The organism is Micromonospora sp. NPDC003197, from assembly GCF_053590565.1.
The window spans coordinates 22,757-48,244 of the sequence record NZ_JBSFTE010000038.1; the positions used below are offsets into that span (position 1 = coordinate 22,757).

Genomic DNA, 25,488 nt, shown 5'->3' on the forward strand with positions numbered 1-25,488 from the left:
GATCGCGTGCGAACCGTGAACGGACGCACCGATCAGGTGGTGATCGTCGGTGCGGGGCTGGGCGGGCTGGCCTGCGCGCTACATCTGGCCGGTAGCGGGCGGCAGGTCACCATCCTGGAACGTGAACCGGTGCCTGGCGGTCGGGCCGGACGACTCAGTCTCACCGCTTCCGGCAGCGACACACTCGGCTCCAGCGCACTCGGCGCTGGCCTCGCCACTCCGGCCGGCCCCGACGCTGCCGAGGCCGAGGCCGAACGGTACGAGTTCGACACCGGGCCGACTGTGCTGACCATGCCCGACCTGATTGCCGAGGCGTTGGCTGCGGTCGGCGAGGAACTCTCCGACTGGGTGGAGCTGAGCCCGCTCGACCCGGCCTACCGGGCGCACTACCCGGACGGGTCGACCCTGGACGTGATCGCCGACAGCGCCCGGATGGCCGCCGAGGTCTCCCGGGTCTGCGGTCCTCGCGAGGCCGACGGCTACCTGCGATTCGTCGAATACACCCGGCGACTCTGGCAACTGGAACGCCAGGACTTCATCGAGCGCAACCTGGACGCCCCCACCGACCTGCTCACTGCCAACCTGCTGCGGCTGGTCGCGGCCGGCGCCTTCCGCCGACTACAGACCAAGGTCGACCAGTTCTTCACCGATCCCCGTACCCGACGGATCTTCTCCTTCCAGGCCATGTACGCGGGCATGTCACCACACGACGCGCTGGCCATCTACACCGTCATCGCCTACCTCGACTCGGTCGCCGGGGTCTACTTCCCGCGCGGCGGCATGCACGCGGTCTCCCGGGCGCTGGCCGGCGCGGCCGAGAAGCACGGGGTGCAGATCCGGTACGACACGACGGTCACCCGGGTGGAGACCTCGGCCGGCCGGGCCACCGCCGTACACACCGCCGACGGCGAGCGGATCCCCGCCGACGTGGTGGTACTCAACCCCGACCTGCCGGTGGCGTACCAGCAACTACTGCCGCCGAGCCGGCAACGCCGGCTGCGCTACTCGCCGTCCTGCGTGGTGCTGCACGTCGGCTCCCGCCAGGGGTACGAGAAGATCGGCCATCACAACATCCACTTTGGCCGGGCTTGGAAGGGCACCTTCGACGAGGTCATCAAACAGGGCAAACTGATGTCCGACCCGTCACTGCTGGTCACCAACCCCAGCCGGACCGATCCGTCGGTAGCCCCGGCCGGGCGGCACACCTACTACGTACTCGCGCCGGTACCCAACCTCGACCGGGCGGACCTCGACTGGCGGGGCGACCTGGCCTGGCGGTACGCCGACGAGCTGATGGACACGCTGGAACGCCGAGGCTACGTCGGGTTCGCCGACGGTGTGGAGGTGGCCCGGATGGTGACCCCGGCCGACTGGGCGGACGCTGGGATGGCCGCCGGTACGCCGTTCGCCGCCGCGCACAACCTCTTTCAGACCGGGCCGTTCCGCCCGAACAACCTGCACCGCACACTGTCCAATGTGGTATTTGTCGGATCGGGTACGCAACCAGGGGTGGGCGTACCCATGGTGCTGATTTCCGGGAAGCTCGCTGCCGCCCGGGTGACCGGAGGTGCGCGTTGACGTCCCGGGAGACACACCTTGTGGAACTGGTCAGCGACACCGGCCAGCCGGTCGGCGAGACCACCGTGGCCGAGGCGCACCAGGCCCCGGGGCGGCTACATCGCGCCTTCTCCGTACTGCTGGTCGCCCCGGACGGCCGGGTGCTGCTGCAACAGCGCGCACCGGTCAAGACCCGGTTCCCGTTGCGCTGGGCCAACTCCTGCTGCGGCCATCCCACCCCGGGCCAGTCCCGCGAGGCAGCCGCCAACCACCGACTGGGTGAGGAACTGGGCATCGATCCGATCCCGCTCACCGAGATCGGCACGTACGTCTATCGCGCCGAGGACCCCGCCACCGGCCGGGTCGAGCACGAGTACGACCATGTGTTGCGGGGCGAGCTGAGCCCCGACGTCGAGCTGCGTCCGGACCCGGCCGAGGTGGCCGACCTGCGATGGGTCGAGCCGGCGGAGCTCGTCACCGCGCTGGCCGCCGAGCCACTGCGCTACTCCCCCTGGCTCGGAGGCGTACTCCAGCAACTACTCCTCGCCGATGACCTGTCGGGGCGGTCGGGTGGGCGATGACGCCCTGAGCGCGGGCATGGTCGCCCGCCGGCTGGGGGTGGCCGTCACCACGCTCCGCACCTGGCACCAGCGGTACGGGTTGGGTCCGAGCCGGCACGTCGCTGGCCAGCATCGGCGCTACACACCCGCCGATCTCGCTCGACTGGAGATCATGCGTCGGCTCACCGCCGACGGCGTGCCCCCAGCCGAGGCGGCCCGCTGGGCGCGGCAGACGCCAGACGTACGCGGTCAGCAGCCGGCGGCAACGGCACCTCAACCGGAACCGGTCCGGGGTGAACCGCACCAGGCCGAACCGCACCAGGCTGAGCCGGTCCGGGCGGGTGGCGGCCGGGCCATTCCGGTGGGGCGGGCCGGGCCGGCAGCCCGAGGGCTGGCCCGCGCGGCGCTGCGGCTGGACGCGGTGGGCCTACGCGAAAGCGTCACCCGGGCGATCGCCAGCAAAGGCGTGATCGCCACCTGGAACGACATGATCTGCCCGGTGCTGGTCGGCATCGGCGAACGGCACGCCGCCACCACCGGCCTGATCGAGGTGGAACATCTCGTCTCCCGGTGTGTATCGGAAGCGCTCGCCGTGGTGGACCGCTCGCCCGCCAGCGCGGAACCACCCCGAATCCTGCTGGCCTGCGCCGATGAGGAGCAGCACTCCCTGCCACTGGAGGCGCTGGCAGCGGCGCTGGCCGAGATCGGTGTTCCCTGCCGGCTGCTCGGTGCCCGGGTGCCGACGCCGGCCCTGGTCGAGGCGGTCAACCGAACCGGACCGGTCGCCGTCGTCATCTGGTCACATGCCCCGGCTACTGCCGATCCTGGCCAACTCGCGGCGCTGCTGGCGAGTCCCCGGCGACCGCTGCTGGTGGCAGCCGCCGGGCCGGGTTGGCGGTTGGCGGACCTGCCGGGCGAGGTGATTCACCCCACCAGCCTCGACGGTGCGGTCGCACTGGTTCGGGGCGTACCAGGCCAGCCGGGGCGATAGCCGGGGTCGATCGGGTGCGGGAACGCGAGGTTCGTTCGGCTGGACTAGCGTGTGTTGGCCCCTGCCCGATGCCCCCTCGGGAGTCGACCGATGTCCAGACGTGCCGCTCCGGCGGCTCTCTTGGCCCTCTCCATCCTGCTCCTCGGCGGCTGCGCCGACGGCGACCGCACGAGCGCCCATCCGGCACCGGATGCCTCTGGGTCATCCGATGCCACCGCCCCGGCGCCCGATCCGACCGAACCCACCAAACCGGCCCAGCCACCAACCTCCCGACCGACCACGCCGGCCCCGACCAAGTCACCGACACGGTCACCTGGCAACGGCGAAAAGAAGACCGGCCCGTACGGGACCCGTCGGTTGACCGGGAGCAAGGCAGTGGCGCTCACCTTCGACGACGGGCCGCACCCGGTCTGGACCCCGAAGGTGCTCGACCAACTCCGCGAGGCCAAGGTTCAGGCAACCTTCTGTCTGGTCGGCACGAAGGTCCGCCAGCATCCCGACCTCGTTGCCCGGATCGTGCGGGAGGGCCACTCGCTGTGCAACCACAGCTGGCAGCACGACCTCGAACTGGGCAAGAAGCCCGAGGCGGACATCCGGGCAGATCTGGAGCGGACAAACCGGGAAATCGTTCGAGCCGTACCGGGTGCCAAGGTCGGCTACTACCGCCAGCCGGGCGGTAAGTGGACGCCAGCGGTGACGAAGATCTCTCGGTCGCTGGGCATGGTTCCTCTGCACTGGGACGTGGACCCCCGAGACTGGGACAAACCAGACGCAGCGACCATCCAGAGCCGAGTGCTCCGTCAGGCCCAAGCCGGGTCGATCGTGCTGCTACACGACGGCGGCGGCGATCGCGCCAACACCGTGGCCGCCTGCCCGCAGATCCTCTCCACCCTGCGCAAGCGGTACGGCATCCGACGGCTGTAGCGCCTGAAGTGCTTCTGAGCTGCTGATTTGCCGTGGAGGTCGGCCCGACGGAATACCGATTTGGTGCCGCGTCCCGCGATCACGTATGCTTTCGAAGCCTCCGGCGGGGCCGGATGGGAGCAACAACCGCAGGAAGTTGCCGATGTGCAATGATTGCGGGGCCGCCCTCATCGTCTAGCGGCCTAGGACGCCGCCCTTTCAAGGCGGTAGCACGGGTTCGAATCCCGTTGGGGGCACGTACGGACCGGCCTAGCCGGAGCAAGGTCCTGTGGAGCAGTTGGAGTGCTCGCCGCCCTGTCAAGGCGGAGGTCGCGGGTTCAAGTCCCGTCAGGACCGCAAAGCGCCGATCGCCGCGCGTTACCCAACGCGCGGCGTTCTGCGTAGACGGCTCGACACACCTGACCGGCAGCCCATCCGCCTGGCAGGTAGTATGAGTCGAAGTACCAGGCCAGATAGCTCAGTTGGTACGAGCGTCCGACTGAAAATCGGAAGGTCGGCGGTTCGACCCCGCCTCTGGCCACATAGCCTTTCGCCGGGCTTATGGAAGCGGTGACCTGCGGAAACACGGGTCACCGCTTCTGCATTTCCCGGGTCCTTGGGCGCTACAGACGTTGCCCCTGGCTGCCCCGGTCGCCCCTGTTGCCCCGGCTTCCCGGCAGACCGCCCGTGATCGTTGAACCAGACCCCTTCGTCCCGGTCACAGCAGCCGGTGCGGTCCGGCGGGGCCTTGGACACGCCGAACAGTCATGCCCGCTCACATAACCGTGATGCTGGCACATCGCTTCGACGAAGACGGTCTCACCTTCCAACACGACGCCAAGGTATCCATTGGCGGCGACGAGGATGGTGCCGACGCTGCCGCCATCGTTGAGGCGTCCATAGTTGTCCACTTCAAAGCTGAATCGTTGCTCGAACCGGACCATGATCGCGCGCTCGCCCTTGGGCAGACCTATAGCTACCGAGTCATGTACCCCTACCTCCGCGAATTCGTGCAGACCACCCTTGCCCGTTTAGGAGTTGCCGGAGCGACCCTGGCCCTTTCCGAGCATTAAGACAGCCTTCACGAGTTGGAGCCCTGGCCCGAGGCATGACACCAATTGCATGCTCGACCCCTACCCGAACCACTCCTGGTGGCCTGCGTCTGGAGCAGGGAATCTCTCCCGCTGCGAGGTAGCTGAACCGCCGGTAGGGTCCCGCCCATGGGACAGGGAACCAGCAACCTGGACGGCATCCAGCAGGACGTGTCGACGTACTCCCTCCGCAGCACTCTGTACGTGTCCGCGCCGCTTGAGCGGGCATTCTCCGTGTTCACCGAGGGCCTGGCCGACTGGTGGGTGAAGGAGTACACCTGGTCCGGCCCCGACGCCCTGGCCGAGATCGGCATCGAGCCACGAGACGGGGGCTTGGCGTACGAGATCGGCCCGCACGGCTTCCGCTGCGACTGGGGACGGGTGCTGGCGTGGCAGCCGCCGTACCGCATGGTTCTCGCCTGGCAGATCGGCCCGGACCGCGCCCCGCTGCCAGACCCGACTGGGGCCAGCGAGGTCGAATGCACGTTCGCTCCAGACGAGGGAGATCGGACCCGGGTAGTGGTGGATCACCGGCACTTCGACCGACACGGCGAAGCCGCCGAGGGCTATCGACAGGCACTCACGGCCGGTTGGCGCGAGCTGCTGTCCCGTTACGCGCTCACGGTCGAACCCGGCCCGCACCGCTAGCTGGAAAGGTCACCGCATTCGGCGACGCCGTTCCCAGATGGGTGCCCCCGAGATCGGCCCGGCGGCCGGCATCCGCCCCCTGGGCCAGGCCACCACCGATCAAGCGGCGAGCACCGGCCGTTCGTACCCGGGGATAGGTTTCGACCAGCCGGCGGTCGACACGTACCGAGCGGTTTGCGAGCACCAACGCGGTAGATGGCCCCGACGACCGGGTCGCGGCCGACTCGGCCTCCCGAAGTCGGCCACCCACCGCACCGGCGAAGCCGGCCAACCATGATCGGCGGAACGCAGCTGGGTGCTCCCCGGGCGGCACTTCGGCAGCAGCCAGTCCGTGGGCGGCCTGCACCAGTAGCGAGGTGAAGAGCAACTCGACCCGTTCGAGGTCGCTGGCGAAGCCGAACAGGTGCATGGCGTAGCCGCTGCCAAGCCGTCGACGCACCACACGGCACCGCAGCGCGTCGGCAACGGTGGCAAGCAGCCCAGCCTTGTCCAGCGCGTATGGGGCGATCACGTCCACAGTCCGGTCGCAGACCGGGTCAGTGGCGGGCTCACGGGCAGCGAGCAGGGCGCGGTCGACGCCGTACCGGGCGATCAACTCGGCTGCCTTGGCGGTGAATGCTGCTGCCTCCGCCGCGGTGCATGCCGGGTCCTCCGCCTTGGCCAACAGCTTGCGTACCTTGCTCAGCATCGCGTCGGACATGCCACCACAGCTATCACGTCTGGCAACCGCCACCAGCCACCGGGGAAGCCCGCCAGCCGGCCCAGCAGGTCGCCAGCCGGCCCAGCAGGTCGTCGGTCGGCTGTGCAACGCAGGGTCGTCAGCTGGCCCGGTGGCGGAGGGTCGCGACGGCGGACCCAGCCAGGGTGAGCAGGCAGTCGGGCAGCTGCCCGTCGGCCAGTGCCGCCCCAAACAGAGCTTCCCCGGTGTCGATGTCCCGGTTGACGTACGCGCTGACGAACCGGGCCACCCAACGGGCGTCGTACGCCGCCTCGTCGATGTCGGGGAAGTCCAGAGTCCAGGCTCCCACCGGCACCCGGTCACCGACCATGGTGGCCGCCAGGCACCAGGCCACGTCGTAGGCTCCGGCCACACCCGACCGGTCGACCACGGCGTCGAACGTGCCGACCACGGCGTCACTGTCGCCGGCCAACGCCGAATGCAGCACCGCGGTGGCGTCGGCGAGGGTCTCCTGCGGTACGTCCGTCACGTGCGGAAGGGTATGCCGCCAGGTCAAGTTCCGTCCGGCGAACCCGGGAAACCTGAGCGCCAGAAGCCGGCGAACCCGGGAAACCCGGGAAACCCGGGACCCCGCGAAACCAGGCATCCCAGGGGTGGCACGTTTCCGGGATCTCCGCTGGCGTCGTAGGCCGTACGGTCGTAGGCAGACAGCGAACCGGGAAGGTGCTTGGACATGAGCGACGATTACTCCGACCCCAGCCTAACCGAGGACGTGGACCCGGTCGACGACCAGGAAAGCCCCGATCCACACACCGATCCGCACACGATCACCGTCCACAACCTGGACGGGTCGACGGACATGATCGTCGACAGCAACGGCGACGGCCGGGCCGACGAGACGCGGCACGACGAGGACAGCGACGGCGTCGCCGACGTCGTCTACATCGACAGTGACCACGACGGTCGGATGGACACGATCCTCAAGGACTACGACGACGACGGCCGGGTCGACCGAATGGAGATCGACACCAACGCCGACGGCAAGATCGACACCTACGGGTACGACCACAACAACGATGGTCGGATCGACTCGATCTCCGCCGACACCGATCACGACGGTAAGACCGACACCTGGATCCGGGACACCAATCACGACGGCAAACCGGACTACACCCGCATCGACCTGGACGAGGACGGGCGAACCGACAAGTTGATCCGGGACACCAACTACGACGGAGTGCCGGACGAGGTTACCTACTCCGACCCGGACAGCAACCCGTACGCCGCGGCCTGATCTGTAGTAACGGGGGCGCCGGTGTGCGGTGGTCGAGTCAACCGACCGCCGCACACCGGCGACTGGCCGCAGTGGTCACTTCTTCTTCCGGTCGAGGAACTCCGTCATCCGCCGCCGCTTCTCCTCGTCCTCGAAGAGAACGGCCTGACTGACCAGGTCGAGGTGTGGGTGTGCGGCCGCCGGGGCGTCCACCGCGAGCTTGGTCAACCGCAGGGCCAGCGCGGAGCCCTTCGCGATCTCATCCAGCAGCTGGTGCGCCGCGCCCAGCAACTCGCCCGGCTCGTCGACCACCCGGTTGACCAGCCCGATCCGCAACGCCTCGGCCGAATCGACCCGCCGGCCGGTGAACAGCAGCTCCTTGGCCCGCGCCTCGCCGACCAGTGCGGGTAACCGATGGGTCGCGCCGGCTCCGGCGATGATGCCCAGCCGTACCTCCGGCTGGCCGAAGAACGCCCGCGTCGTACACACCCGCAGATCGCAGGCGTACGACAGCTCCGCACCACCGCCGAGCGCCGGCCCGTCGATCGCGGCTACGGTGGGCATCGGCAGCGCCCGGATCCGCCCGAAGAGCGCCGAGTTGATCGCGGCGAGCGCGTCAAGCCGGCCCCGTTCCCGCAGTTGCCCGATGTCCGCGCCGGCCGCGAAGATCCCGTCCGTGCCACCGGTCAGCAGCAACAGCCGAGGTTCCTGCTCCAATCGAGCGCACACCTCGTGCAGGGCGGCCACCAGGTCGGCGTCGACGGCATTGCGCTTCTCCGGCCGGTCCAGGGTCACCACCAGCCGGTCGGGCAGCTCCTCGATCCGCAGACTCACTGCTTCACTCCACCTTCCCAGCGGTAGAAGCCGTGGCCCGACTTCTTGCCCAACCGTCCTTCGGCGACCATCGACTCCAGTAGCGGCGGTGGCGCGAACCGGTCCCCGTACGCCTCCTGCAACGCTCGGGCGATGTCCAGCCGTACTTCGAGTCCGACCAGGTCGGTGAGTTCCAACGGGCCGACCGGGTGCCGGTAGCCAAGCACCATCGCCTTGTCGATGTCGGCCGGGCTGGCCACCCCGTCGGCGACCATCCGGATCGCCTCCAGGCCGAGCGTCACGCCGAGGCGGGAGGTGGCGAAGCCGGGCATGTCCCGTACGACGATGGGGTCCTTGCCCAGCCGGCCGGCGAGCGCGACCGCCGCTGCGGTGGTCTCCTCGGCGGTGTCCGGCCCGACCACGATCTCCAGTAGCGGCATCGCCCAGACCGGGTTGAAGAAGTGCAGGCCGAGGAAGCGTTGCGGGTGGGCCAGCCCGCCGGCCAGACCGCCGATCGGCAGGCTGGAGGTGTTGCTGGCGAGCAGCGCCGGTTGCCGGGCCTCGGCGGCGGCAAGCACCGTCCGCTTGAGATCGGCCCGTTCGGGCACCGCCTCGACGATCACGTCGGGCCCTTCGGCGACCTCGCTCAGGTCCCGGCGGATGGTCAGCCGCTGCCGGCTCGCCGCCGCGTCCTCTTCGGTCAGTTTGCTGCGTTCGACGGCCCGGTCCCAGAGTCGCCCCAGGGCCTCGATCGCTGCTTCGGCTCGTCCGGCGTCGACTTCGACCAGGTCCACGGCGTAGCCCGCGCCGGCTGCCGAGTAGGCGATGCCGAGCCCCATCGTGCCTGCTCCGATGACCACAAACCGCTCGCTCATGGGGGCGACCATATGCGGCGTTGTCGCCGGCTGCTTGCATGGGTCCACCCGGTGTTGTGTTCCCCCCACGAGAGGGGGTTTCCCGTGCCGCCACGGACGGGTACCGGGCTACCAGCGGGCTTCACCCGAGGAAGGGAAGAGTTACGTGAGCGATTCACCGGAGACCGAGATCATCGAGACGCGCGGCGAGGACCGGGTCGAGTTGCTGGCGGCGGACGCCAACAACGACGGTCAGACCGACGTGTGGGTGGTCGACACCGATGCCGACGGTAAGGCCGACCTCTTCCAGTTCGACACCGACGGTGACGGCAAGGTGGACATCACCATGGTCGACCTGGACGAGGACGGTACGCCGGACGAGGTGGTCGACGGCGACGGTGGCCACCCACCGACCGCCTGATCCAAGACGACCGCCTGATCCAAGACACGAGTCAGGGGCGGCGGGGGCACCTTTGCGTACCTCCTCCGCCCCTGTGTCAGGCCGGACGTGCGAATACTGGTCAGTCGCCCTGACGCTGCTGGGGGATCTGCCCCTGCAGCAGAGCGCGTACTTCCGACTCGCGGTAGCGGCGATGGCCACCCAACGTCCGGATTGCGCTGAGCTTGCCCGCCTTCGCCCACCGGGTCACGGTTTTCGGGTCGACACGGAACATCGACGCGACCTCGGCCGGGGTAAGTAGCGGCTCTGGTTCGTGCGTTCGCGATGCCATCGGTCACTCCTCCACATGTACCTATAGACATCGGCCGGGGTCCCGCCGGCCGACGCGTCTCCCATGGTCCGGCTAGTCCCCGATGTCCGACATGGGCCGAACGGCCGAACGTCCCTGGATGGACGGATGAACCATGCCCGATTTATACGGCTTTTATATAGCAGAAACCGGCTTATTCGGACTCATACTCACGCTTCGTGACTCACTAGCTACGAGCAGACTTCACCTTGGAAACGTTTTCATCGCCCTGTCGACACCCCGGGCGCACCCCTTCCCGGACGCGCTCCCAACGCCTCCAACCAGCGGATTCAGCTACCCCTAGGCGGCCGACCGGGCCAACACCCGACCGGCCAGCACCATGATCAGTTGGAGCGTTCCAGCAACTGCACCGCCCGCCAGCGCGCGACGAGGTTCTCGTACGCCTCGGAGGCCGCCTCCGCGTCCCCTCGAGACAGCCCCGCCAACCCGGCCGCCACCAGACCCGGCGAATCGTCCGCCGCCAGTGACTCGTCCGACAACAGGTCGACCAACCCGCCGTAGTCGAGTTCCACCACCGAGCGGGGATGGAACTCCTCCAACCAGCGGGCCGCCTCCTCAACCGCCTCGGTGATCGGCGCGTTCCCCACCGTCTTACGCAACACCGACAGTCCCCGCGAGGCACGCCGCCGAGCCTTGGAGATCTCGGTGCGGTAGCGCAGCACCCGCCGCTCCGGCCGGGTGGTCAACTCCCGCTCCCCAGCATCGACGAAAACGAACCAACGCAGCGGTACGCCCCAGGTCGCGATCTGCTCGTGCACCCGAGGCACCCCCTGTTCGAGCACCCGGGCCCCGCTGCGCCAGTCCTCCACCACCGCCTTGGCCTGCCCGGCGAGCACCGGCGGCACGAAGGCATCAGCCAGCACCGCCGGCACCCCGTCCCGGGCGTTCAACGCCGCCTCGGCCACCCGGATCCGGAGATTCCACGGGCAGATCAGCACCGTGTCGTCGGTCTCCAGGACGTACGCCTCGTCCGGCAGCTCCGGCAGGCGGGACCAGCCCGCGCCCAGCGCCTCGATCACCGCGGTCCGCTGCCGGCCCGGTCCCTCCGTCGGGGCGACCGCCCGCCCTTCCCGGACGTATCGACGCCAGAAGGTCTGCCGGTCGCGGTCGAACGCGGCCAGCGGCTCGTACACCCGCAGGTACGAAGCGAAGAGTGACGGCACGGCGCGATCCTCCCACGAAACGCAAGCTCGCTTCCCCGTACCCGCGCTGTCCGGTATCCGCGTACCCGCGCCGTCCGGTGCCCACGCTGTCCGGTGTCTGCGTACCCGTGCCGTCCGGCAGGCGGGACGGAAGCGGTCGGGCGCAGGACCATCAGTGGTAGCGAGCGATATTAGGCTCACCATCACCGGCGTCACCCCGCCGGCCACCGCAGGTTCGCATCCCAAAAGGGTGCCCCCGCCACCAGGAGCAACAATGGGCGTATTCGCCAACAGCACCGACGACCGGGAAGCGACCGGACACGAGCAGGTCATCTTCTGCCAGGACAAGCAGACCGGTCTCAAGGCGATCATCGCGATCTACTCGACGGCGCTGGGTCCCGCCCTCGGCGGCACCCGGTTCTACCCGTACGCGACCGAGGAAGAGGCCCTGCACGACGTACTCGATCTGTCGCGCGGGATGGCGTACAAGAACGCTCTCGCCGGCCTCGACCTCGGCGGCGGCAAGGCGGTCATCTGGGGTGACCCGGAGCAGATCAAGTCCGAGCCCCTGCTGCGTGCGTACGGCCGCTTCGTCGAATCGCTCGGTGGGCGCTACTACACCGCCTGCGACGTCGGCACCTACGTCGCCGACATGGACCACATCGCCCGGGAGACCCGCTACGTCACCGGCCGCAGCGTGCAGCACGGCGGCGCGGGAGACTCGTCCATCCTCACCGCCTGGGGCGTGTTCCAGGGCATGCGGGCCGCTGCCGAGCACACCTGGGGTACGCCCAGCCTGGCCGGCCGCCGGGTCGGTGTCGCCGGCCTGGGCAAGGTCGGCAGGTACCTGACCGGCCACCTGATCGAGGACGGCGCGTCGGTCGTCGCCACCGATGTGAACGAGCAGGCCCTGGCCTGGGCCCGGGAGACCTACCCCCAGGTGGATCTGGTCCCGGACACCGACGCGCTCATCAAGTCGGACATCGACGTGTACGCCCCATGCGCGCTCGGCGGTGCGCTCAACGACGAGACGGTCCCGGTGCTCCGGGCCCGGGTTGTTGCTGGTGCGGCCAACAACCAGCTCGCCCACCCGGGAATCGAGAAGATGCTGGCCGATCGGGGCATCCTCTACGCACCGGACTACGTGGTGAACGCCGGGGGCGTGATCCAGGTCGCGGACGAGATCGAGGGGTTCAACTTCGAGCGGGCCAAGCTCCGGGCGACCGGGATCTTCCAAACCACGCAACGCATCCTGCGGCTGGCCGACGCCGAGGGCGTACCGCCGGCGGTGGCCGCCGACCGGCTCGCCGAACTACGGATGGCCGAGGTCGGCCGGCTCCGGACGATCCGTCTGGGCTGATCTCGGCCCGCTGCGTCGGGTCGCCCACTGACGGGCATCCCCGGTTGCGAATCACGGGGCGGTCGAGGACTTGTCGGGTCCGGGCCGCCCCACCGCCCTCACCTGACCGTTTCACCCGATTTGGCCAGTGGGTTTATTGTTTCGCCCCCGAGTCACTGATTTGCCCGAAGGATCGCTGGTTTGGCCAGTGGATCGCCGGGAAGTAACGTCAGCGAGGATCGATCCGCAAAGCGGGACGAATTGGCCGGCAAGAGAAGTCGCCCCGGCCCGTCACGACCAGGCTAGGCGCGTGGTCCTTACCGGGTAGAATTTGGCGTGGTCGGGCCGCGCGCGACGCGCTGGCACGGCCGGCGGTAACCCGAGGTGCCGAACCAGGGTCCTCCCATGTACCGTAAGAGCCACGAGAGATGCCTGACGTCATCGGGGCCCGCCTTCGGGCTGCCCCGAATTCTGTGCGAGGGGGTCGAGCCATGGGGCGCGGCCGTGCTAAGGCCAAGCAGACAAAGGTGGCCCGGGAGTTGAAATACCACTCCCCGAACACCGACCTCGCCGCCTTGCAGCGAGAACTCGGCGGCAGCGGCAAGTCGGACCGCGACTTCGACGACGACTACAAAGAGTATGTCGACGACGATGACGAGGACCACGACGCGGACGACCGCCCGGGAAACTGGGCGCCGCCAACCCGCTGACACCGCTCGTAATTGCGCACGCGGAGCTTCCGCGTGCGCAGAACTGTGCGGGCGGCATGTCGATGTGACACCGTCGTTCAAAGACCTGTCGCAGTGGATCGTCTGATCCGTCCTGCGACAGGTCTTTGATCGAAACTACGGGCATCGACAACTCTGTGTCTTGGCGTCCCCTGCTCTCGGGAAACCGCCGAAACGGGCACGAGTGACACCTCGCCGGATCAGCGTGGGCGGTTGTTCCAGTTGTAGAACGTCGGGATGTTCTCGAAGTGGTTCCAGGCGCACACTGCGCCGTCGCCAGCCGCCATCGCCTCTGCCCGCTGACGACGCGCCTCTTCGGCCTCGCCCAGCAACGAGGTCAGGCCCAGGCGGGCACCCCGCAACCGCTCGGCGATCGTGTCTGGGTACTCCTCGACCTGGTCAGGCCGTTGCTGCTTCCTGGTCTCGGGCATGTTCCAGCACTCCCTCCAATAGGCGGATCTTGCTGTTACGGCAGTGGTTGGTCTCCGTACCGCCGAAGCTCCCGTGTTCGAAGTAGCGATTGGCGGCGTGCCCACCCCCGCAGAACCCGAAGTACGGGCACCGCGCCCGGCACGCCTCGATCCCGGTGAGGAACTCCGCCACCCAGGATGTGGTGGTGGCCTTGGCGAGGATCTCCCCCAGTGGGGTCTCCAGCACGTTCCCACTGGTGAAGTCCCCGTACCTCGGATCGGAGAAACCGGCCAGCTCGGGAGAGAGCAGCACCACGGAGCCGTCGTGACCGATCGTCGGGATGGGGTCGAGTTGGCGGGGCAGGACCCCGTCCGCGGTGTCGTCCAGCACTGCTGCGGCGTACCGCAACGACCACTCGATCTCTCGAAGGTGGATGCGCGGTGTCCGACGCCAGGCGGCGACCAGCTCCGCCCAGAACGAGGTCACCGCGCGGGCCGGATGGCCGTTGTCCCGGGTGTTGACCCCCTCCAGCTCCTCGATGTTGATACCGAGTACGTCACAGCCCAGGTCGAGAAAGTAGTCGTAGAGCTCCGTCGCCAGTCCGGGCTCGGGCCGGGCGACCACGCACAGGGCGGAGAACCCGATCCCGTTGCGGCGTAGTGCCTCGACCCCGGCCATGATCCGCTCGTAGGCTGGCCGCCCGCCCCGGGTAACCCGATCGGCGTTGCGTTCCTGGGGCCCATCCACGCTGACGCTCACTCGCACCCGGTGGGTGGCAAAGAACTCGCACCAGGCGTCGTCGATCAGCGTGGCGTTGGTCTGCACATGGTGCTCGACGCTCGGGTCGAAGGGGGCCAACAGCGCGGCCAGGTGGTCACGACCGGCGGCGAGCGGTTCGCCGCCATGCCACACCACCGAGAACCGGCCCGCCCGGGCCCAGCCGTCGACCTGACCGGCCACCGCCGTGGCGACGGAAACCGGCATCCGCCGATCCCGGGCCCGAAAGGGCAGATAGCAGTACGCGCAGTCGAGGTTGCACAAGGTCGTCGGCTGCATCACGACGTAACTGGGCATCGTGGCGATGCCCCGCATCCCGGAGAACCCTTGCCGTGGGACAGCCATCGGCCTCCTCCCCGTACCTGAGGGTGCTACCTGCACCGGCGACCGCATCGTGCCGCCGGTGCAGGTAATCGTCCTCAGGCTAGGCCGCGACAGCCACTCGGGTGAAGACCTGATCAAGTAAGCCGACGATCACCCTGGGCCGTTCAGCCCCGGGTGTGCTGGCCGATCATCTGGACCTGACCGGTGCCTTCGATGATCTCGCCAGCCTGCCACGCGTCGACACCACGGCCGGTAAGGGTCGCCAGCGCCCGGTCAGCGTCCTCGGCGGAGACGATCGCGAACATGCCCACCCCCATGTTGAAGGTCGACTCCATCTCCGAATCCTCGATCCGGCCCTTGGCCTGGATCAGGTCGAAGATCGGCTGCGGCTTCCAGCTGGCCCGATCCACTATCGCGTCGACGTTCTCGGGCAGCACCCGGACCAGGTTGCCGGGGATGCCTCCGCCGGTGATGTGGGACAGCGCCCGCGTCTCGGTCTCGGCGATCAGCTTCAGGCAGTCCTGGGCGTAGATCCTGGTCGGCGTCAACAGCTCCTCACCGAGGGTGCGCTGCCGGCCGAACTCCTCGACGACGGTCTCCAACCGCATCCGGCCGGCCCCGAGCAGCACGTGCCGGACCAGCGAGTAGCCGTTGGAGTGCAGACCGGAGGAACGCATCGCGATGACCACGTCACCGACCTCCACCCGCTCCGGGGTGAGGATGTCCTCCTCCTCCACCACGCCGACACCAGTGGCGGAGATGTCGTACTCGTCGGGGCGCAGCACACCCGGGTGCTCGGCGGTCTCGCCGCCGAGCAGCGCGCAGCCGGCGTACCGGCAGCCGTCGGCGATGCCCGCACCGATCTCGGCGACCTTCTCCGGTACGACCTCACCGGTGGCGATGTAGTCGAGCAGGAACAGCGGCTCCGCGCCGCAGGCGACCAGGTCGTCGACGACCATCGCCACCAGGTCGATGCCGACCGTGTCGTGAATGTCGAGCTGCTGGGCGATCACCAGTTTGGTGCCCACACCATCGGTGGACGAGGCCAGGACCGGGTTGCGGTACTTCTTGGTGTCCAACCGGAACAAACCGGCGAAGCCCCCCAGGTCACCCAGCACCTCGGGGCGGCGCGTCTGCCGCACCTTCGACTTGAGCAGTTCGACCGCCCGGTCCCCGGCGTGGATCGAGACGCCGGCGTCCGCGTACGACACGCTGCGCTTCCGGCCGGACCGGCCGGCTCCGGCCGTCCAAGGCTGGTGGCCGGCTCCCTCGGCGGAGCTGGAGCCACCGACAGGCCCGCTTCCTGCGCCACTTCGCTCAGTCACGTGCGTCACGGTTCTCCCCTTTGTGTCTCACGCGGTTGCCGCGTGGGGTGGCGATCGAAAGTCGCTCAACGGTTTGTTGCGATCCCCGACCAACCGACGGGCGGGGGCGCGGCTCGTGGCCCACGAGGCCGGACTGCACCAAATGGGCGTTATGGGCGGTGTGTGGCATCGAGGCCGCCGGTGGTGGCGACGAGGGACTGGGCCTCGGGTACCTCGACCCCGGTCTGCTGAGCGTGCTCGTCGGCGGCCGAGGATCCCTGGACCCGACGGCCGACCCCTTCGAGTACGTGCTTGCCGATCAGGTTCCCCGTCGGCAGCTCGATCGGATACTCCCCGTCGAAACACGCCCGGCACAGCCGCGTCTTCGGCTGCTCGGTCGCCCCGACCAGACCCGTCAGGGAGACGTATCCCAATGTGTCGGCCCCGATCGACCGGCGGATGCCGTCATTGTCCAACCCGCTGGCCAGCAGCTCCGCCCGAGTGGCGAAGTCGATGCCGTAGAAGCACGGCCAGCTGACCGGCGGTGAGGAGATACGTACGTGCACTTCCAGTGCGCCGGCTTCGCGGAGCATCCGGACGATCGCCCGCTGGGTGTTGCCGCGCACGATCGAGTCGTCGACCACGACGATCCGCTTACCGCGGACGTTCTGCCGCAACGGGTTGAGCTTCAGGCGGATGCCGAGCTGACGCAGGGTCTGCGACGGCTGGATGAAGGTACGCCCGACGTAGGGGTTCTTCATCAGGCCGGCGCCGTAGGGGATACCGGACTCCTCGGCGTAGCCGATCGCGGCGGGAGTGCCGGACTCGGGCACCGGGATCACCAGGTCCGCCTCGACCGGGTGCTCCTTGGCGAGCTGCCGCCCGATCTGCACCCGGGCCGCGTACACGTTGCGGCCGGCGATGGTCGCGTCGGGACGGGCGACGTACACGTATTCGAAGAGGCAACCCTTGGGCTCCGGCGCGGCGAACCGGGCCGAGCGCAAGCCGTCCTCATCGATCGCAAGCAGCTCACCGGGCTCCACCTCGCGGACCACGCTGGCGCCGACGATGTCGAGGGCGGCGGTCTCACTCGCCACCACCCAGCCCCGTTCCAGCCGGCCCAGCACCAGCGGGCGTACCCCGTACGGGTCCCGGGCGGCGTAGAGGGTCGTCTCGTCCATGAAGACGAAGCTGAAGGCACCGCGCAGGGTCGGCAACAGCTCCAGCGCGGCGGCCTCCACGGAGAGGTCCGGCCGGCTGGCCAGCAGCGTGGTCACCAGCGAGGTGTCGGAGGTGGAGACGTCTGCCTTCAGCCCGCGCTCGCCAATCTCACTGGCGAGGTCGGCGCTGTTGACGAGGTTGCCGTTGTGGGCGAGGGCGATCGTCGTACCGGTCGTCGTGGCCCGGATCGTCGGCTGCGCGTTCTCCCAGGTAGAGCCGCCGGTGGTGGAGTAGCGGGTGTGCCCGATGGCCAGGTGGCCACGCAGGCTCGCCAGGGTGGGCTCATCGAAGACCTGGGCGACGAGACCGAGATCCTTGTAAACGACCACGCTGGAGCCGTCACTCACCGCGATACCCGCGGCCTCCTGCCCCCGATGTTGCAGAGCGTAGAGACCGAAATAGGTGAGATTCGCCACTTCTTCGCCGGGCGCCCAGACTCCGAACACACCGCACGCGTCTTGCGGGCCGGGCCGTTGGGGGTCTAGTTCGTGACTCAACCGGCCGTCGCCTCGGGGCACCTGCCGCTCCCTCATGCTGGTCATTTGGACTGCAATCCGCACCGTATCGGGGGTCGCCATCGCTTCAACAGTGTACGCGAGCCCACTCGCCACACCGAGCGCCACTCGATGACTACATAGCGTTAAGTCGATGATTCCTCGGTTACCGTCCGAATCGGCAGGTACGCGGAGAGGTCCGCTCGCGTTCCACTGACCCGGATCCGGCCGTCCTCCACCGCCGCCGACCACTCCATTCGGCCGGTCGCGAGCATGATCCAGGTGATCGGATCCAGTTCGACGACGTTCGACGGCGTCCCTCGCGTGTGTCGCGGACCAGTAATGCACTGAACTGCACCGTAAGGTGGGACCCGCACCTCCACCGAACGGCCTGGTGCATGTCGAGCCAGGTCCGCAAGCAACTCCCGGACGGCAGCACGCAGGACCTCACGTTCCGGCGTACGACCAGCGTCTAGGTCCGCCATCGCCAGTGGTACCGGCGAGAAGTTTTTGTGCGGAAAGGACACAACGGGACGTTACAACTGACAGGTGGGGTATTCCACGCTGCCCCTGGGTCGCGCCGATCCGGTCGGACAAGGCATAGTTGCCGACGGTGTATTCGTACGGTGACGCCTGCCGGCCGCACAGCGTAGCCGGAAGGCCAGCCCGGAAGGCGGTGGACGTGACAACACACCGAAGAGCCTGGACGAAGCGGGCCGGTGTGGTCTTGGCGCTGGCGGCGAGCGCCCTACTAGCTCTTCCCGCCACACCCGCATCGGCTGCGGAGATCAGCGTGTCCCCCGGTTCGGTCACGATGCGCGCCGGAGGCGATGCCACCGTAACGGTGAACGTCCGCTCCAACGTGCCAAACGAGAGCGTGACGATCAGCCTCACCGGCCTCCCGCAGGGAGTGAGCTGTAGTAGCGGCTGCGGTCAGATCTCGGCCGGCCCCCTAGGCAAACGACAACTTTTGACGATCAAGGCCGCCAGTAATGCCCCGGCAGCCAACGGCGTCTCGGTCACGGTCCGCGCAGAATCGGAATCCGAGCCGGGCACCGCGAACTTCTCGCTCACCGTCACCGCCGCCGAGCCGGAGGTGGAGACGGTCGCGGAGGTCTCCGGGCGGGTAAGCGGTACCAGCGGCAACGCGATATCGGGTGCGGATGTCGTACTCACCGACTCGAAGGGCGGTCGGTTCTCGGCCACTTCGAGTAGCAGCGGCCGGTTCTCGTTCACCGGCAGCAAGCAGCGGCCAATCGCTCCCGGTGCGCTCAGCCTCGGTGCCGCCAAGGAAGGCATCACCACCACGAAGCACCTCTCCGGTGGGGCCGGGCAACGGCTCACCGGCCAGTCGCTCCGGTTGGAGATCGCCGGTCCGACACCGACCGCCACCGTCAGCGCTCCGCCTACCGTGGACCCTGACGAGACCCCCCCGGAAGAGACGGCCGACGCGACCGAAACCCCGCCCGCTGCCGCCCAGGACCCCGCCAGCGACGAGTCCGGCGGGAGCGGGATGTCGTGGGTGCTGATCATCCTCGGCGGTCTCCTCGTCGCGCTCGGCGTAGGAGCCATCGTCCTGCTGATGATGCGTCGCAAGGAGAACAACTCCGAGGACGACGAGGACGACGGCGGCCCGTCCGATTCGCCGTCCGGACGACGGGGTGCCGCCTACCGGAACGATCTCGACGAAACCCGGATCACCACTCGGCCCGGGGCCGATCCGACCATGGTCGCCGGAGCGTCACTTGCGGACGCGCCAACCATGATGCACAACCGGCCCCTGGTCGACGACGAGTTCCCCGACCCGTACGGCGCACCGCTGCCCAGCCAGAACCCACAGTCGCCGAGCTACGGCGGCGGTCAGCAGGGCTGGGCGGGCGACGATTACGGCAGCAGCGCCCCGACTCAGGTCAGCTATGGCGCCGGAGCGGCGGGCGGTGCCTACGGCAGCAACGCCCCCTCGTCCGGCAGCGGCTACGGCAACGCCCCATCCTCCGGCAGCGGCTACGGCAGCAACGCACCGTCCTCGGGCAGCGGCTACGGCAACGCTCCCGCGTCCGGTAGTGGGTACGGCAGCACCCCGTCCTCGGGCAGCGGCTACGACAGCGGCAGTGGTTACGACAACCGTGACCGCGACTACGGTTCGTCCAGCGGCTACGGGCAGGCTGGCGGCTACGGTCAGCGCTACGACGAGCCAACCGGACGCTACGAGCCCGGCAAGGACGACTACGGCCCCGCATCCGATCCCTACACCACCGGCTCCTATGGCCAAGGCCAGTCCGGCGCTTCTGGCGGCCGAGGCTACGGTCAGGACCAGTACGGCCGGGATAGTGGCGGCGGAGCCGAGCCGACCGGGGGCTACGGCCAGTACGGCCAGTCCGGCGGCTATGACGCGCCGAGTGCCGGCGGTGACTACGGCCAGCGCGACAGCTACGGATCCAGTGGTCACGATCAGCGTGGCTACGGGTCCGGGGCAGCCGGTTACGATGACCAGCCCACCACCGGTCGCGGCTACGACGATCGGGCGGGTTACCCCGATCGCGGCGGCTACGGCAACCAGGGCGGTTACGAGGATCGGGGCGGCGGCTACGGCCAGGTCCCAGATCAGCGCGGGGACGGATACGACACCACCCGTGGTTACGATCAGGGCGGTTACGGTGGCACAGCGCCGGAGGACCGTACCCGGGTGGATGGCCCTCCACAGCAGAACCGGTCCAACCGACGCTCATTGGACTGGTTGGACGACTGACCGTTCTCCGTCGGTCCGACCAGGACTCGCCAGCCGGTGAACGTACGCAGGTGGCGGATCGAGCCCTCTTCGCGAGGGCATCGGTCCGCCACAGTGCTTTCCGAGAATTCCAGGTCAGCGTTGTCAGCCGGCGACGAACACACCCTGGTGCAATACCGGCACCACCCGGGAGACATCCGCCTGGACCGCGATCTCCACGTCCTTCGCGAAGCCCCGTTCGGCCAGTGTCCGACCGGAGACACAGCCTCGGATGGCGGCTGGCACATCGGTGATGCTGGCCAGCGTCGCCAGCGCCATCGCTGCTTCCACCGACAGTCCAGCCGGTACGGTGGCGAGCACGTCAAGGATCGCCGCCGCCCCGAGCTGATCCTCCACGCAGGGCCGCAGCGTGCCATCCGGCCAGCGCTCCCCAGCGGCGATCACCCCGATCGGGGCGTCCGTCGTGCCGTACCCCCGGCTGCGCAGCCAGCGTCCGACGGCGGTTGCGTTACGGACGGAGCCGGCGAGCACCAGCCGACCGGTCGCGGCGGCTGCCGCACAGATCGCCGAGCCATTCGGGGAGGGCAGCACCAGGTCCGTCACGACCGGGGCAGTAGTCAACGCCGCTGGGGACAGGGACCACGGGTGGTCCGGAGTGGCCGCCGACCTGGCGACCGCTGCCACTCCGCCCACCCGCATCGCGTAGTCGGTTGCCTGGGCACCCCAGGGGAAGGGGTGTACCCGCATCCCCCGGGCTACCGCCACCTGCACCGAGGTGGTGAAGGAGAGCACGTCGACGACCACCAGCGCGGCACAGACCCGCCCCAACTCGGCAGCCCCGGTGAGGCCCCAGTCGAAGCGAGCGCCCGTACCCGGCTGGGTGTGGGCGGCCTCGGCCCGGGTGGATGCCCTGGCCAAGGCCTCAGTGGTCGGCGGAGGTCGGCACACCGCCCGCCGGGTCCGTCGGGCCGTCCGCCGACTCAACCTGGTCGACCGGGCTGGATGCCGCAGTCTGATCGCCTGACTCAGCCTGGTCGGCCGGGGCGTCCTGCTCGGAGCCCACGATCGCCGAGGCGGACTCCTTGGTGCCGGACACCGTACCGCCGAAAAGGCGCGGCATGGTCGAGGTGAAGGCGTTCCGCAGCTCGTCCAGCGGCAGCCGGAACTGGTCGCGGACCTCCAGTGCACCGCTGCTCGGGTCGGTGACCCCGATCAGGGTCCAGGGCAGTCCGCGCTCCTCGCAGAGTGCGGTGAACGCCTTCTCCTGGCCGTGCGGCACGGTCACCAGGGCCCGCCCGGTCGTCTCGCTGAAGAGGTAGACGAATGGCATCGAGCCGCCCGCGAACTCCTCCGGCAGCGCGATCTGCGCGCCGACGCCGTACCGCAGGGTCGACTCGACCAGCGCCTGGGCGAGACCACCGTCGGAGAGGTCGTGCGCGGACCGGAGGTGACCCACCCGGGCCGCCTCGGCGATCGCCTCGGCCAGTACCCGCTCCCGGGCCAGGTCCACCCGGGGCGGAACGCCGCCGAGGTGGCCATGCGTCACCCAGGCCCACTCGGAGCCGGACAGCTCCACGCGGGTCTCACCGAGCAGGAAGATCAGATCCCGGTCGGTGCTCGCCGACCGAGCGAAGCCCATCGGTACCCGCTGGGCGACGTCGTCCAGCACACCGAGTACCCCGACGACCGGCGTCGGGTGGATCGCCGCCGCACCGGTCTGGTTGTAGAAGCTGACGTTGCCCCCGGTGACCGGGATACCCAGTTCCGCGCAACCATCGGCGAGGCCGCGTACCGCCTCGGCGAACTGCCACATGACGCCCGGGTCTTCGGGCGAGCCGAAGTTGAGGCAGTTGGTGACGGCGATCGGCTGCGCACCGCTGACCGCGACGTTGCGGTACGACTCGGCCAGCGCCAGCTTCGCCCCGTTGTACGGGTCGAGCCGGGCGTAGCGACCATTGCCATCGACGGAGAGCGCCACACCGAGGCCGCTCTCCTCGTCGATGCGGATCACGCCCGCGTCTTCCGGCTGGGCGAGCACCGTGTTGCCGAGCACGTAGCGGTCGTACTGCTCGGTCACCCAGGACTTGTCGCACAGGTTCGGCGAGGCGATCATGTGCAACACGGTGTCGCGCAGCGCCTCCGGGGTGGCCGGTCGGGGCAGCGTCTCGGCCCGGTCCGCCTGGAGCAGGATCAGGTCCGCCGGTTCGCGCATCGGTCGGGCGTAGACCGGTCCGTCGTCCACCAGGGAGCCCGGCGGCACGTCGACCACGACCTGGTCCCGCCAGGTGACCAGCAGCCGACCGGGCTCGCCGTCGGCCTGGGCCGGGGTGACCTCACCGATGGCGGTGGCCAGAACGCCCCACTTCTCGGCGGTCTTGAGTACGGCTTCGAGCTTCTCCGGCGCGACGACGAGCAGCATCCGCTCCTGCGACTCACTCGCCAGGATCTCGTGCGGCTCCATCGACGGCTCGCGCAGCGGCACCCGCTCCAGCCAGACCCGCATTCCGGTGCCGGCAGCGGCAGCGGTCTCGGTCAGCGCGCAGGTCAGCCCGGCACCGCCGAGGTCCTGGATGCCGACGACGAGCTGGGCGTCGTAGAGCTCCAGGCAGGCCTCGATCAGCAGCTTCTCGGTGAACGGGTCACCGACCTGCACCGACGGGCGGCGCTGCTCGCTGGCCTCCTCGAAGGTGGCGCTGGCCAGCACGGAGACGCCCCCGATGCCGTCCCGGCCGGTCTTCGCGCCCATCAGCACGACGACGTTGCCGGGGCCGGCAGCGGCCTTGTTCTGTAGCCGGTCGACCGGCAGCACTCCGAGGCAGAGCGCGTTGACCAGCGGGTTTCCCTGGTAGCAGGGGTCGAAGACGACCTCACCGCCGATATTGGGCAGGCCCAGGCAGTTGCCGTAGCCGCCGACCCCGGCGACCACGCCGGGCAGCACCCGGGCGGTGTCGGGGTGGTCGGCCGCGCCGAAGCGCAGCGGGTCCATCACCGCGACCGGGCGGGCACCCATGGCCAGGATGTCCCGGACGATGCCGCCGACACCGGTCGCCGCACCCTGGTACGGCTCGACGAAGCTCGGGTGGTTGTGCGACTCGACCTTGAAGGTCACGGCCAGCTCGTCGGAGATCTGGACGACGCCCGCGTTTTCCCCGATGCCGGCGAGGAGCCGCTCGCTGGGCGGCGCCTTCTCACCGAACTGGCGCAGGTGGACCTTGCTCGACTTGTACGAGCAGTGCTCGCTCCACATGATCGAGTACATGGCCAGCTCGGACTGGGTGGGTCGACGGCCGAGGATCTGCCGGATCCGGTCGTACTCGTCGTCGCGGAGCCCCAGCTCCGGATAGGGCTGCAACTCGTCCGGGCTGGCGACCGCGCGCCCGACGGTGTCGGGACCGTCGGCCAGGTCGTCGGCGATGGCATCAGACAGCGCGGCGGCCAGTGGCGGATCGGTCGGAGCCGGCTCGTTGCCCGGGACCGGGTGCCGCGGCGCGGGAGCGACTCCGTCGGCTGGCATGGCCACCGCCGCCCCCTCCTCGTTCGCTCCGATGTCGGACTGAGTGGTCATGCCGGCGCCCCCGCCAAGTGCTTGAGGATCGAGGTGAAGAAGCCGAGGCCGTCGAGTGAGGGGCCGGTCAGCGCCTCCACGGCGTGCTCAGGGTGCGGCATGATGCCGACCACGTTGCCAGCCTCGTTGGTGATCGCCGCGATGTCGCGCTGCGAGCCGTTCGGGTTACCGCCCACGTAGCGGGCCACCACCCGGCCGGTCGCCTCCAGCTCGTCCAGGGTGCGCTGGTCGGCGACGTACCGGCCCTCGCCGTTCTTGACCGGAATGAGCACTTCCTGGCCCGCCTGGTAGGCGTTGGTCCAGGCCGTGCCCGCCGACTCGATGCGCAGCAACTGGTCGCGGTTGCGGAAGTGCAGGTGCTCGTTGCGGGTCAGCGCACCGGGCAGCAGGTGCGACTCGCACAGGATCTGGAAGCCGTTGCAGATGCCGAGTACCGGCAGCCCACCCTGGGCCGCGGTCACGATCGTCCCCATCACCGGGGCGAACCGGGCGATCGCTCCGCAGCGCAGGTAGTCGCCGTAGGAGAAGCCACCGGGCAGCACCACAGCGTCGACGCCGTGCAGGTCGGCGTCGTCGTGCCAGAGACGCACCGCCTCGGCCCCGGCGATCCGTACCGCCCGGGCGGCATCCCCGTCATCGAGCGAACCGGGGAAGGTCACCACACCGATGCGGGCGGTCACGACCGAGCGCCCTCGGTGTCGTCCGCCTCGACCACGCGAAGCGTGAAGTCTTCGATGACCGGGTTGGCAAGCAGCTTGTCGGCGATCTCCCGGGCTCGATCGAGGTCCGGCTCACCGGTGAACTCGATCTCGACCCGGCGGCCGATACGCACGGAGGACACGTCGCTGACCCCAAGCCGTGGCAGCGCGTTTGCGACAGCCTGGCCCTGGGGATCAAGAATCTCCGGCTTGAGCATGACGTCGACGACGACGCGAGGCACGGGGCACTCCTGACTGTGTACGCAGTTGGGATCCGGCCCCTCGAGGGGCGAGCAAGAGCCAGCCTACCTGGCAGGTAGAGCAGGTGACGCACGGGTCAGCCTGGGGCGCGTCCGGCGGCTGGCGCTTCGAGCCGCGTACCGCATCGATCCGGGCGCATCGCCTCGAATGCCGTCAGACGCACCGGCGCCCACCGCTGTGGGCGCTGGAGTCCATCGCCGCCGGCGCTGGAGACCGCCGGAAACGCGGCCACATCGCGTACCGACCCGCATCGCCGATCGCCTCCCAACCAGGAGAACAGCCGGCGGCCTGCCCAAACACCTGGGTACGGGGGCCCACCAGATTGCCAACTGATCGTCAAACTTCGATTTGACTCTT

General features: G+C 69.1%; 27 protein-coding genes and 3 tRNA genes. 14 read left to right on the forward strand and 16 right to left on the reverse strand.

What is annotated here, in order from left to right; genetic code table 11:
• Positions 1–6 precede the first annotated feature (6 nt).
• The 9 genes from crtI to ACWDV4_RS28645 all read left to right on the forward strand — a co-directional run bounded on the left by crtI (position 7) and on the right by ACWDV4_RS28645 (position 5,750).
• Positions 7–1,578 (forward strand): phytoene desaturase family protein, encoded by a 1,572-nt coding sequence (gene crtI / locus ACWDV4_RS28605; RefSeq protein ID WP_449985001.1) that lies wholly within the window; start codon positions 7–9, stop codon positions 1,576–1,578.
• A complete protein-coding gene (idi, locus tag ACWDV4_RS28610; RefSeq protein WP_449985003.1) occupies positions 1,575–2,138 on the forward strand; it encodes an isopentenyl-diphosphate Delta-isomerase in 564 nt (187 codons plus the stop codon). The genes crtI and idi overlap by 4 nt, the downstream gene beginning before the upstream one ends.
• Positions 2,128–3,108: a MerR family transcriptional regulator gene (locus tag ACWDV4_RS28615; protein ID WP_449985007.1), complete on the forward strand. Its 981-nt coding sequence runs from the start codon at positions 2,128–2,130 to the stop codon at positions 3,106–3,108. Before idi ends, ACWDV4_RS28615 begins: the two co-directional genes overlap by 11 nt.
• A gap of 90 nt (positions 3,109–3,198) precedes the next feature.
• Positions 3,199–4,032, forward strand: coding sequence for a polysaccharide deacetylase family protein (locus ACWDV4_RS28620; protein ID WP_449985008.1), 834 nt, complete (start codon positions 3,199–3,201; stop codon positions 4,030–4,032).
• A 163-nt stretch (positions 4,033–4,195) separates the two neighbouring features.
• Positions 4,196–4,268: transfer RNA gene (locus ACWDV4_RS28625), tRNA-Glu, on the forward strand.
• Positions 4,269–4,294: 26 nt separating this feature from the next.
• Positions 4,295–4,368: transfer RNA gene (locus tag ACWDV4_RS28630), tRNA-Asp, on the forward strand.
• Positions 4,369–4,478: 110 nt separating this feature from the next.
• A tRNA-Phe gene (locus ACWDV4_RS28635) sits at positions 4,479–4,552 on the forward strand.
• 247 nt (positions 4,553–4,799) lie between these two features.
• Positions 4,800–5,084 carry a hypothetical protein gene (locus tag ACWDV4_RS28640; protein WP_449985011.1) on the forward strand — a complete coding sequence of 95 codons (285 nt, stop codon included), beginning with the start codon at positions 4,800–4,802 and terminating at the stop codon, positions 5,082–5,084.
• 147 nt (positions 5,085–5,231) lie between these two features.
• Positions 5,232–5,750 carry an SRPBCC family protein gene (locus ACWDV4_RS28645; protein WP_449985013.1) on the forward strand — a complete coding sequence of 173 codons (519 nt, stop codon included), beginning with the start codon at positions 5,232–5,234 and terminating at the stop codon, positions 5,748–5,750.
• Here the strand turns inward: ACWDV4_RS28645 and ACWDV4_RS28650 are convergent.
• Together ACWDV4_RS28650 and ACWDV4_RS28655 are read right to left on the reverse strand one after the other, a co-directional pair.
• Complete coding sequence (locus tag ACWDV4_RS28650; protein WP_449985016.1) at positions 5,722–6,450, reverse strand: DUF2786 domain-containing protein; 729 nt, start codon at positions 6,448–6,450, stop codon at positions 5,722–5,724. The two genes, ACWDV4_RS28645 and ACWDV4_RS28650, sit on opposite strands and share 29 nt — an antisense overlap.
• Positions 6,451–6,568: 118 nt before the next feature.
• Positions 6,569–6,958 carry a hypothetical protein gene (locus ACWDV4_RS28655; protein WP_449985019.1) on the reverse strand — a complete coding sequence of 130 codons (390 nt, stop codon included), beginning with the start codon at positions 6,956–6,958 and terminating at the stop codon, positions 6,569–6,571.
• A 204-nt stretch (positions 6,959–7,162) separates the two neighbouring features.
• Here ACWDV4_RS28655 and ACWDV4_RS28660 point away from each other — a divergent pair, with 204 nt between their 5' ends.
• Positions 7,163–7,723 carry a hypothetical protein gene (locus ACWDV4_RS28660; RefSeq protein ID WP_449985020.1) on the forward strand — a complete coding sequence of 187 codons (561 nt, stop codon included), beginning with the start codon at positions 7,163–7,165 and terminating at the stop codon, positions 7,721–7,723.
• A 75-nt stretch (positions 7,724–7,798) separates the two neighbouring features.
• Here ACWDV4_RS28660 and ACWDV4_RS28665 read toward each other — a convergent pair whose 3' ends face one another.
• Positions 7,799–8,536, reverse strand: a complete 738-nt coding sequence (locus tag ACWDV4_RS28665; protein WP_449985022.1) for an enoyl-CoA hydratase/isomerase family protein — start codon at positions 8,534–8,536, stop codon at positions 7,799–7,801.
• Positions 8,533–9,390, reverse strand: a complete 858-nt coding sequence (locus tag ACWDV4_RS28670) for a 3-hydroxyacyl-CoA dehydrogenase family protein (RefSeq protein ID WP_449985024.1) — start codon at positions 9,388–9,390, stop codon at positions 8,533–8,535. Before ACWDV4_RS28670 ends, ACWDV4_RS28665 begins: the two co-directional genes overlap by 4 nt.
• Positions 9,391–9,535: 145 nt before the next feature.
• Here ACWDV4_RS28670 and ACWDV4_RS28675 point away from each other — a divergent pair, with 145 nt between their 5' ends.
• Positions 9,536–9,790, forward strand: a complete 255-nt coding sequence (locus ACWDV4_RS28675) for a hypothetical protein (protein WP_449985026.1) — start codon at positions 9,536–9,538, stop codon at positions 9,788–9,790.
• Between the two features lie 100 nt (positions 9,791–9,890).
• Here ACWDV4_RS28675 and ACWDV4_RS28680 read toward each other — a convergent pair whose 3' ends face one another.
• Together ACWDV4_RS28680 and ACWDV4_RS28685 are read right to left on the reverse strand one after the other, a co-directional pair.
• Entirely contained in the window at positions 9,891–10,100 is a 210-nt protein-coding gene (locus tag ACWDV4_RS28680) for a BldC family transcriptional regulator (protein ID WP_007073996.1), read from the reverse strand.
• Between the two features lie 362 nt (positions 10,101–10,462).
• Positions 10,463–11,302 carry a hypothetical protein gene (locus ACWDV4_RS28685; RefSeq protein WP_449985029.1) on the reverse strand — a complete coding sequence of 280 codons (840 nt, stop codon included), beginning with the start codon at positions 11,300–11,302 and terminating at the stop codon, positions 10,463–10,465.
• A gap of 253 nt (positions 11,303–11,555) precedes the next feature.
• Here ACWDV4_RS28685 and ACWDV4_RS28690 point away from each other — a divergent pair, with 253 nt between their 5' ends.
• Together ACWDV4_RS28690 and ACWDV4_RS28695 are read left to right on the forward strand one after the other, a co-directional pair.
• Positions 11,556–12,641, forward strand: a complete 1,086-nt coding sequence (locus tag ACWDV4_RS28690) for a Glu/Leu/Phe/Val family dehydrogenase (RefSeq protein WP_449985032.1) — start codon at positions 11,556–11,558, stop codon at positions 12,639–12,641.
• A 470-nt stretch (positions 12,642–13,111) separates the two neighbouring features.
• Positions 13,112–13,330 carry a DUF3073 domain-containing protein gene (locus tag ACWDV4_RS28695; protein WP_184534769.1) on the forward strand — a complete coding sequence of 73 codons (219 nt, stop codon included), beginning with the start codon at positions 13,112–13,114 and terminating at the stop codon, positions 13,328–13,330.
• A gap of 218 nt (positions 13,331–13,548) precedes the next feature.
• On the opposite strand, the gene amcA is transcribed toward ACWDV4_RS28695, so the two are convergent.
• The 6 genes from amcA to ACWDV4_RS28725 all read right to left on the reverse strand — a co-directional run bounded on the left by amcA (position 13,549) and on the right by ACWDV4_RS28725 (position 18,773).
• On the reverse strand, positions 13,549–13,779 hold the full coding sequence (gene amcA / locus ACWDV4_RS28700; protein ID WP_449985035.1) for a multiple cyclophane-containing RiPP AmcA: 231 nt from the start codon (positions 13,777–13,779) through the stop codon (positions 13,549–13,551).
• On the reverse strand, positions 13,748–14,851 hold the full coding sequence (gene amcB / locus ACWDV4_RS28705; protein WP_449985106.1) for a cyclophane-forming radical SAM peptide maturase AmcB: 1,104 nt from the start codon (positions 14,849–14,851) through the stop codon (positions 13,748–13,750). Before amcB ends, amcA begins: the two co-directional genes overlap by 32 nt.
• Positions 14,852–15,024: 173 nt before the next feature.
• The gene (gene purM / locus ACWDV4_RS28710; protein WP_449985038.1) at positions 15,025–16,194 is read right to left on the reverse strand and encodes a phosphoribosylformylglycinamidine cyclo-ligase; all 1,170 of its coding nucleotides are present in this window, start codon (positions 16,192–16,194) and stop codon (positions 15,025–15,027) included.
• Between the two features lie 140 nt (positions 16,195–16,334).
• Positions 16,335–17,903, reverse strand: coding sequence for an amidophosphoribosyltransferase (purF, locus tag ACWDV4_RS28715; RefSeq protein WP_449985109.1), 1,569 nt, complete (start codon positions 17,901–17,903; stop codon positions 16,335–16,337).
• Positions 17,904–18,025: 122 nt separating this feature from the next.
• Positions 18,026–18,364 (reverse strand): sterol carrier family protein, encoded by a 339-nt coding sequence (locus tag ACWDV4_RS28720; protein ID WP_449985111.1) that lies wholly within the window; start codon positions 18,362–18,364, stop codon positions 18,026–18,028.
• Complete coding sequence (locus ACWDV4_RS28725; protein ID WP_449985120.1) at positions 18,327–18,773, reverse strand: hypothetical protein; 447 nt, start codon at positions 18,771–18,773, stop codon at positions 18,327–18,329. The genes ACWDV4_RS28720 and ACWDV4_RS28725 overlap by 38 nt, the downstream gene beginning before the upstream one ends.
• Before the next feature lie 76 nt (positions 18,774–18,849).
• Here ACWDV4_RS28725 and ACWDV4_RS28730 point away from each other — a divergent pair, with 76 nt between their 5' ends.
• Positions 18,850–20,628: a carboxypeptidase regulatory-like domain-containing protein gene (locus ACWDV4_RS28730; RefSeq protein ID WP_449985113.1), complete on the forward strand. Its 1,779-nt coding sequence runs from the start codon at positions 18,850–18,852 to the stop codon at positions 20,626–20,628.
• Between the two features lie 123 nt (positions 20,629–20,751).
• Here the strand turns inward: ACWDV4_RS28730 and ACWDV4_RS28735 are convergent, their stop codons facing one another.
• From ACWDV4_RS28735 to purS, 4 genes are read right to left on the reverse strand one after another with little or no spacing between them, the layout of a single operon-like run.
• On the reverse strand, positions 20,752–21,525 hold the full coding sequence (locus ACWDV4_RS28735) for a 2-phosphosulfolactate phosphatase (RefSeq protein WP_449985041.1): 774 nt from the start codon (positions 21,523–21,525) through the stop codon (positions 20,752–20,754).
• A gap of 4 nt (positions 21,526–21,529) precedes the next feature.
• Positions 21,530–24,121: a phosphoribosylformylglycinamidine synthase subunit PurL gene (gene purL / locus ACWDV4_RS28740; protein WP_449985115.1), complete on the reverse strand. Its 2,592-nt coding sequence runs from the start codon at positions 24,119–24,121 to the stop codon at positions 21,530–21,532.
• Positions 24,122–24,168: 47 nt separating this feature from the next.
• On the reverse strand, positions 24,169–24,852 hold the full coding sequence (gene purQ, locus ACWDV4_RS28745; RefSeq protein WP_449985044.1) for a phosphoribosylformylglycinamidine synthase subunit PurQ: 684 nt from the start codon (positions 24,850–24,852) through the stop codon (positions 24,169–24,171).
• Positions 24,849–25,112, reverse strand: coding sequence for a phosphoribosylformylglycinamidine synthase subunit PurS (gene purS / locus ACWDV4_RS28750; protein ID WP_449985046.1), 264 nt, complete (start codon positions 25,110–25,112; stop codon positions 24,849–24,851). The genes purQ and purS overlap by 4 nt, the downstream gene beginning before the upstream one ends.
• Positions 25,113–25,488 lie beyond the last annotated feature (376 nt).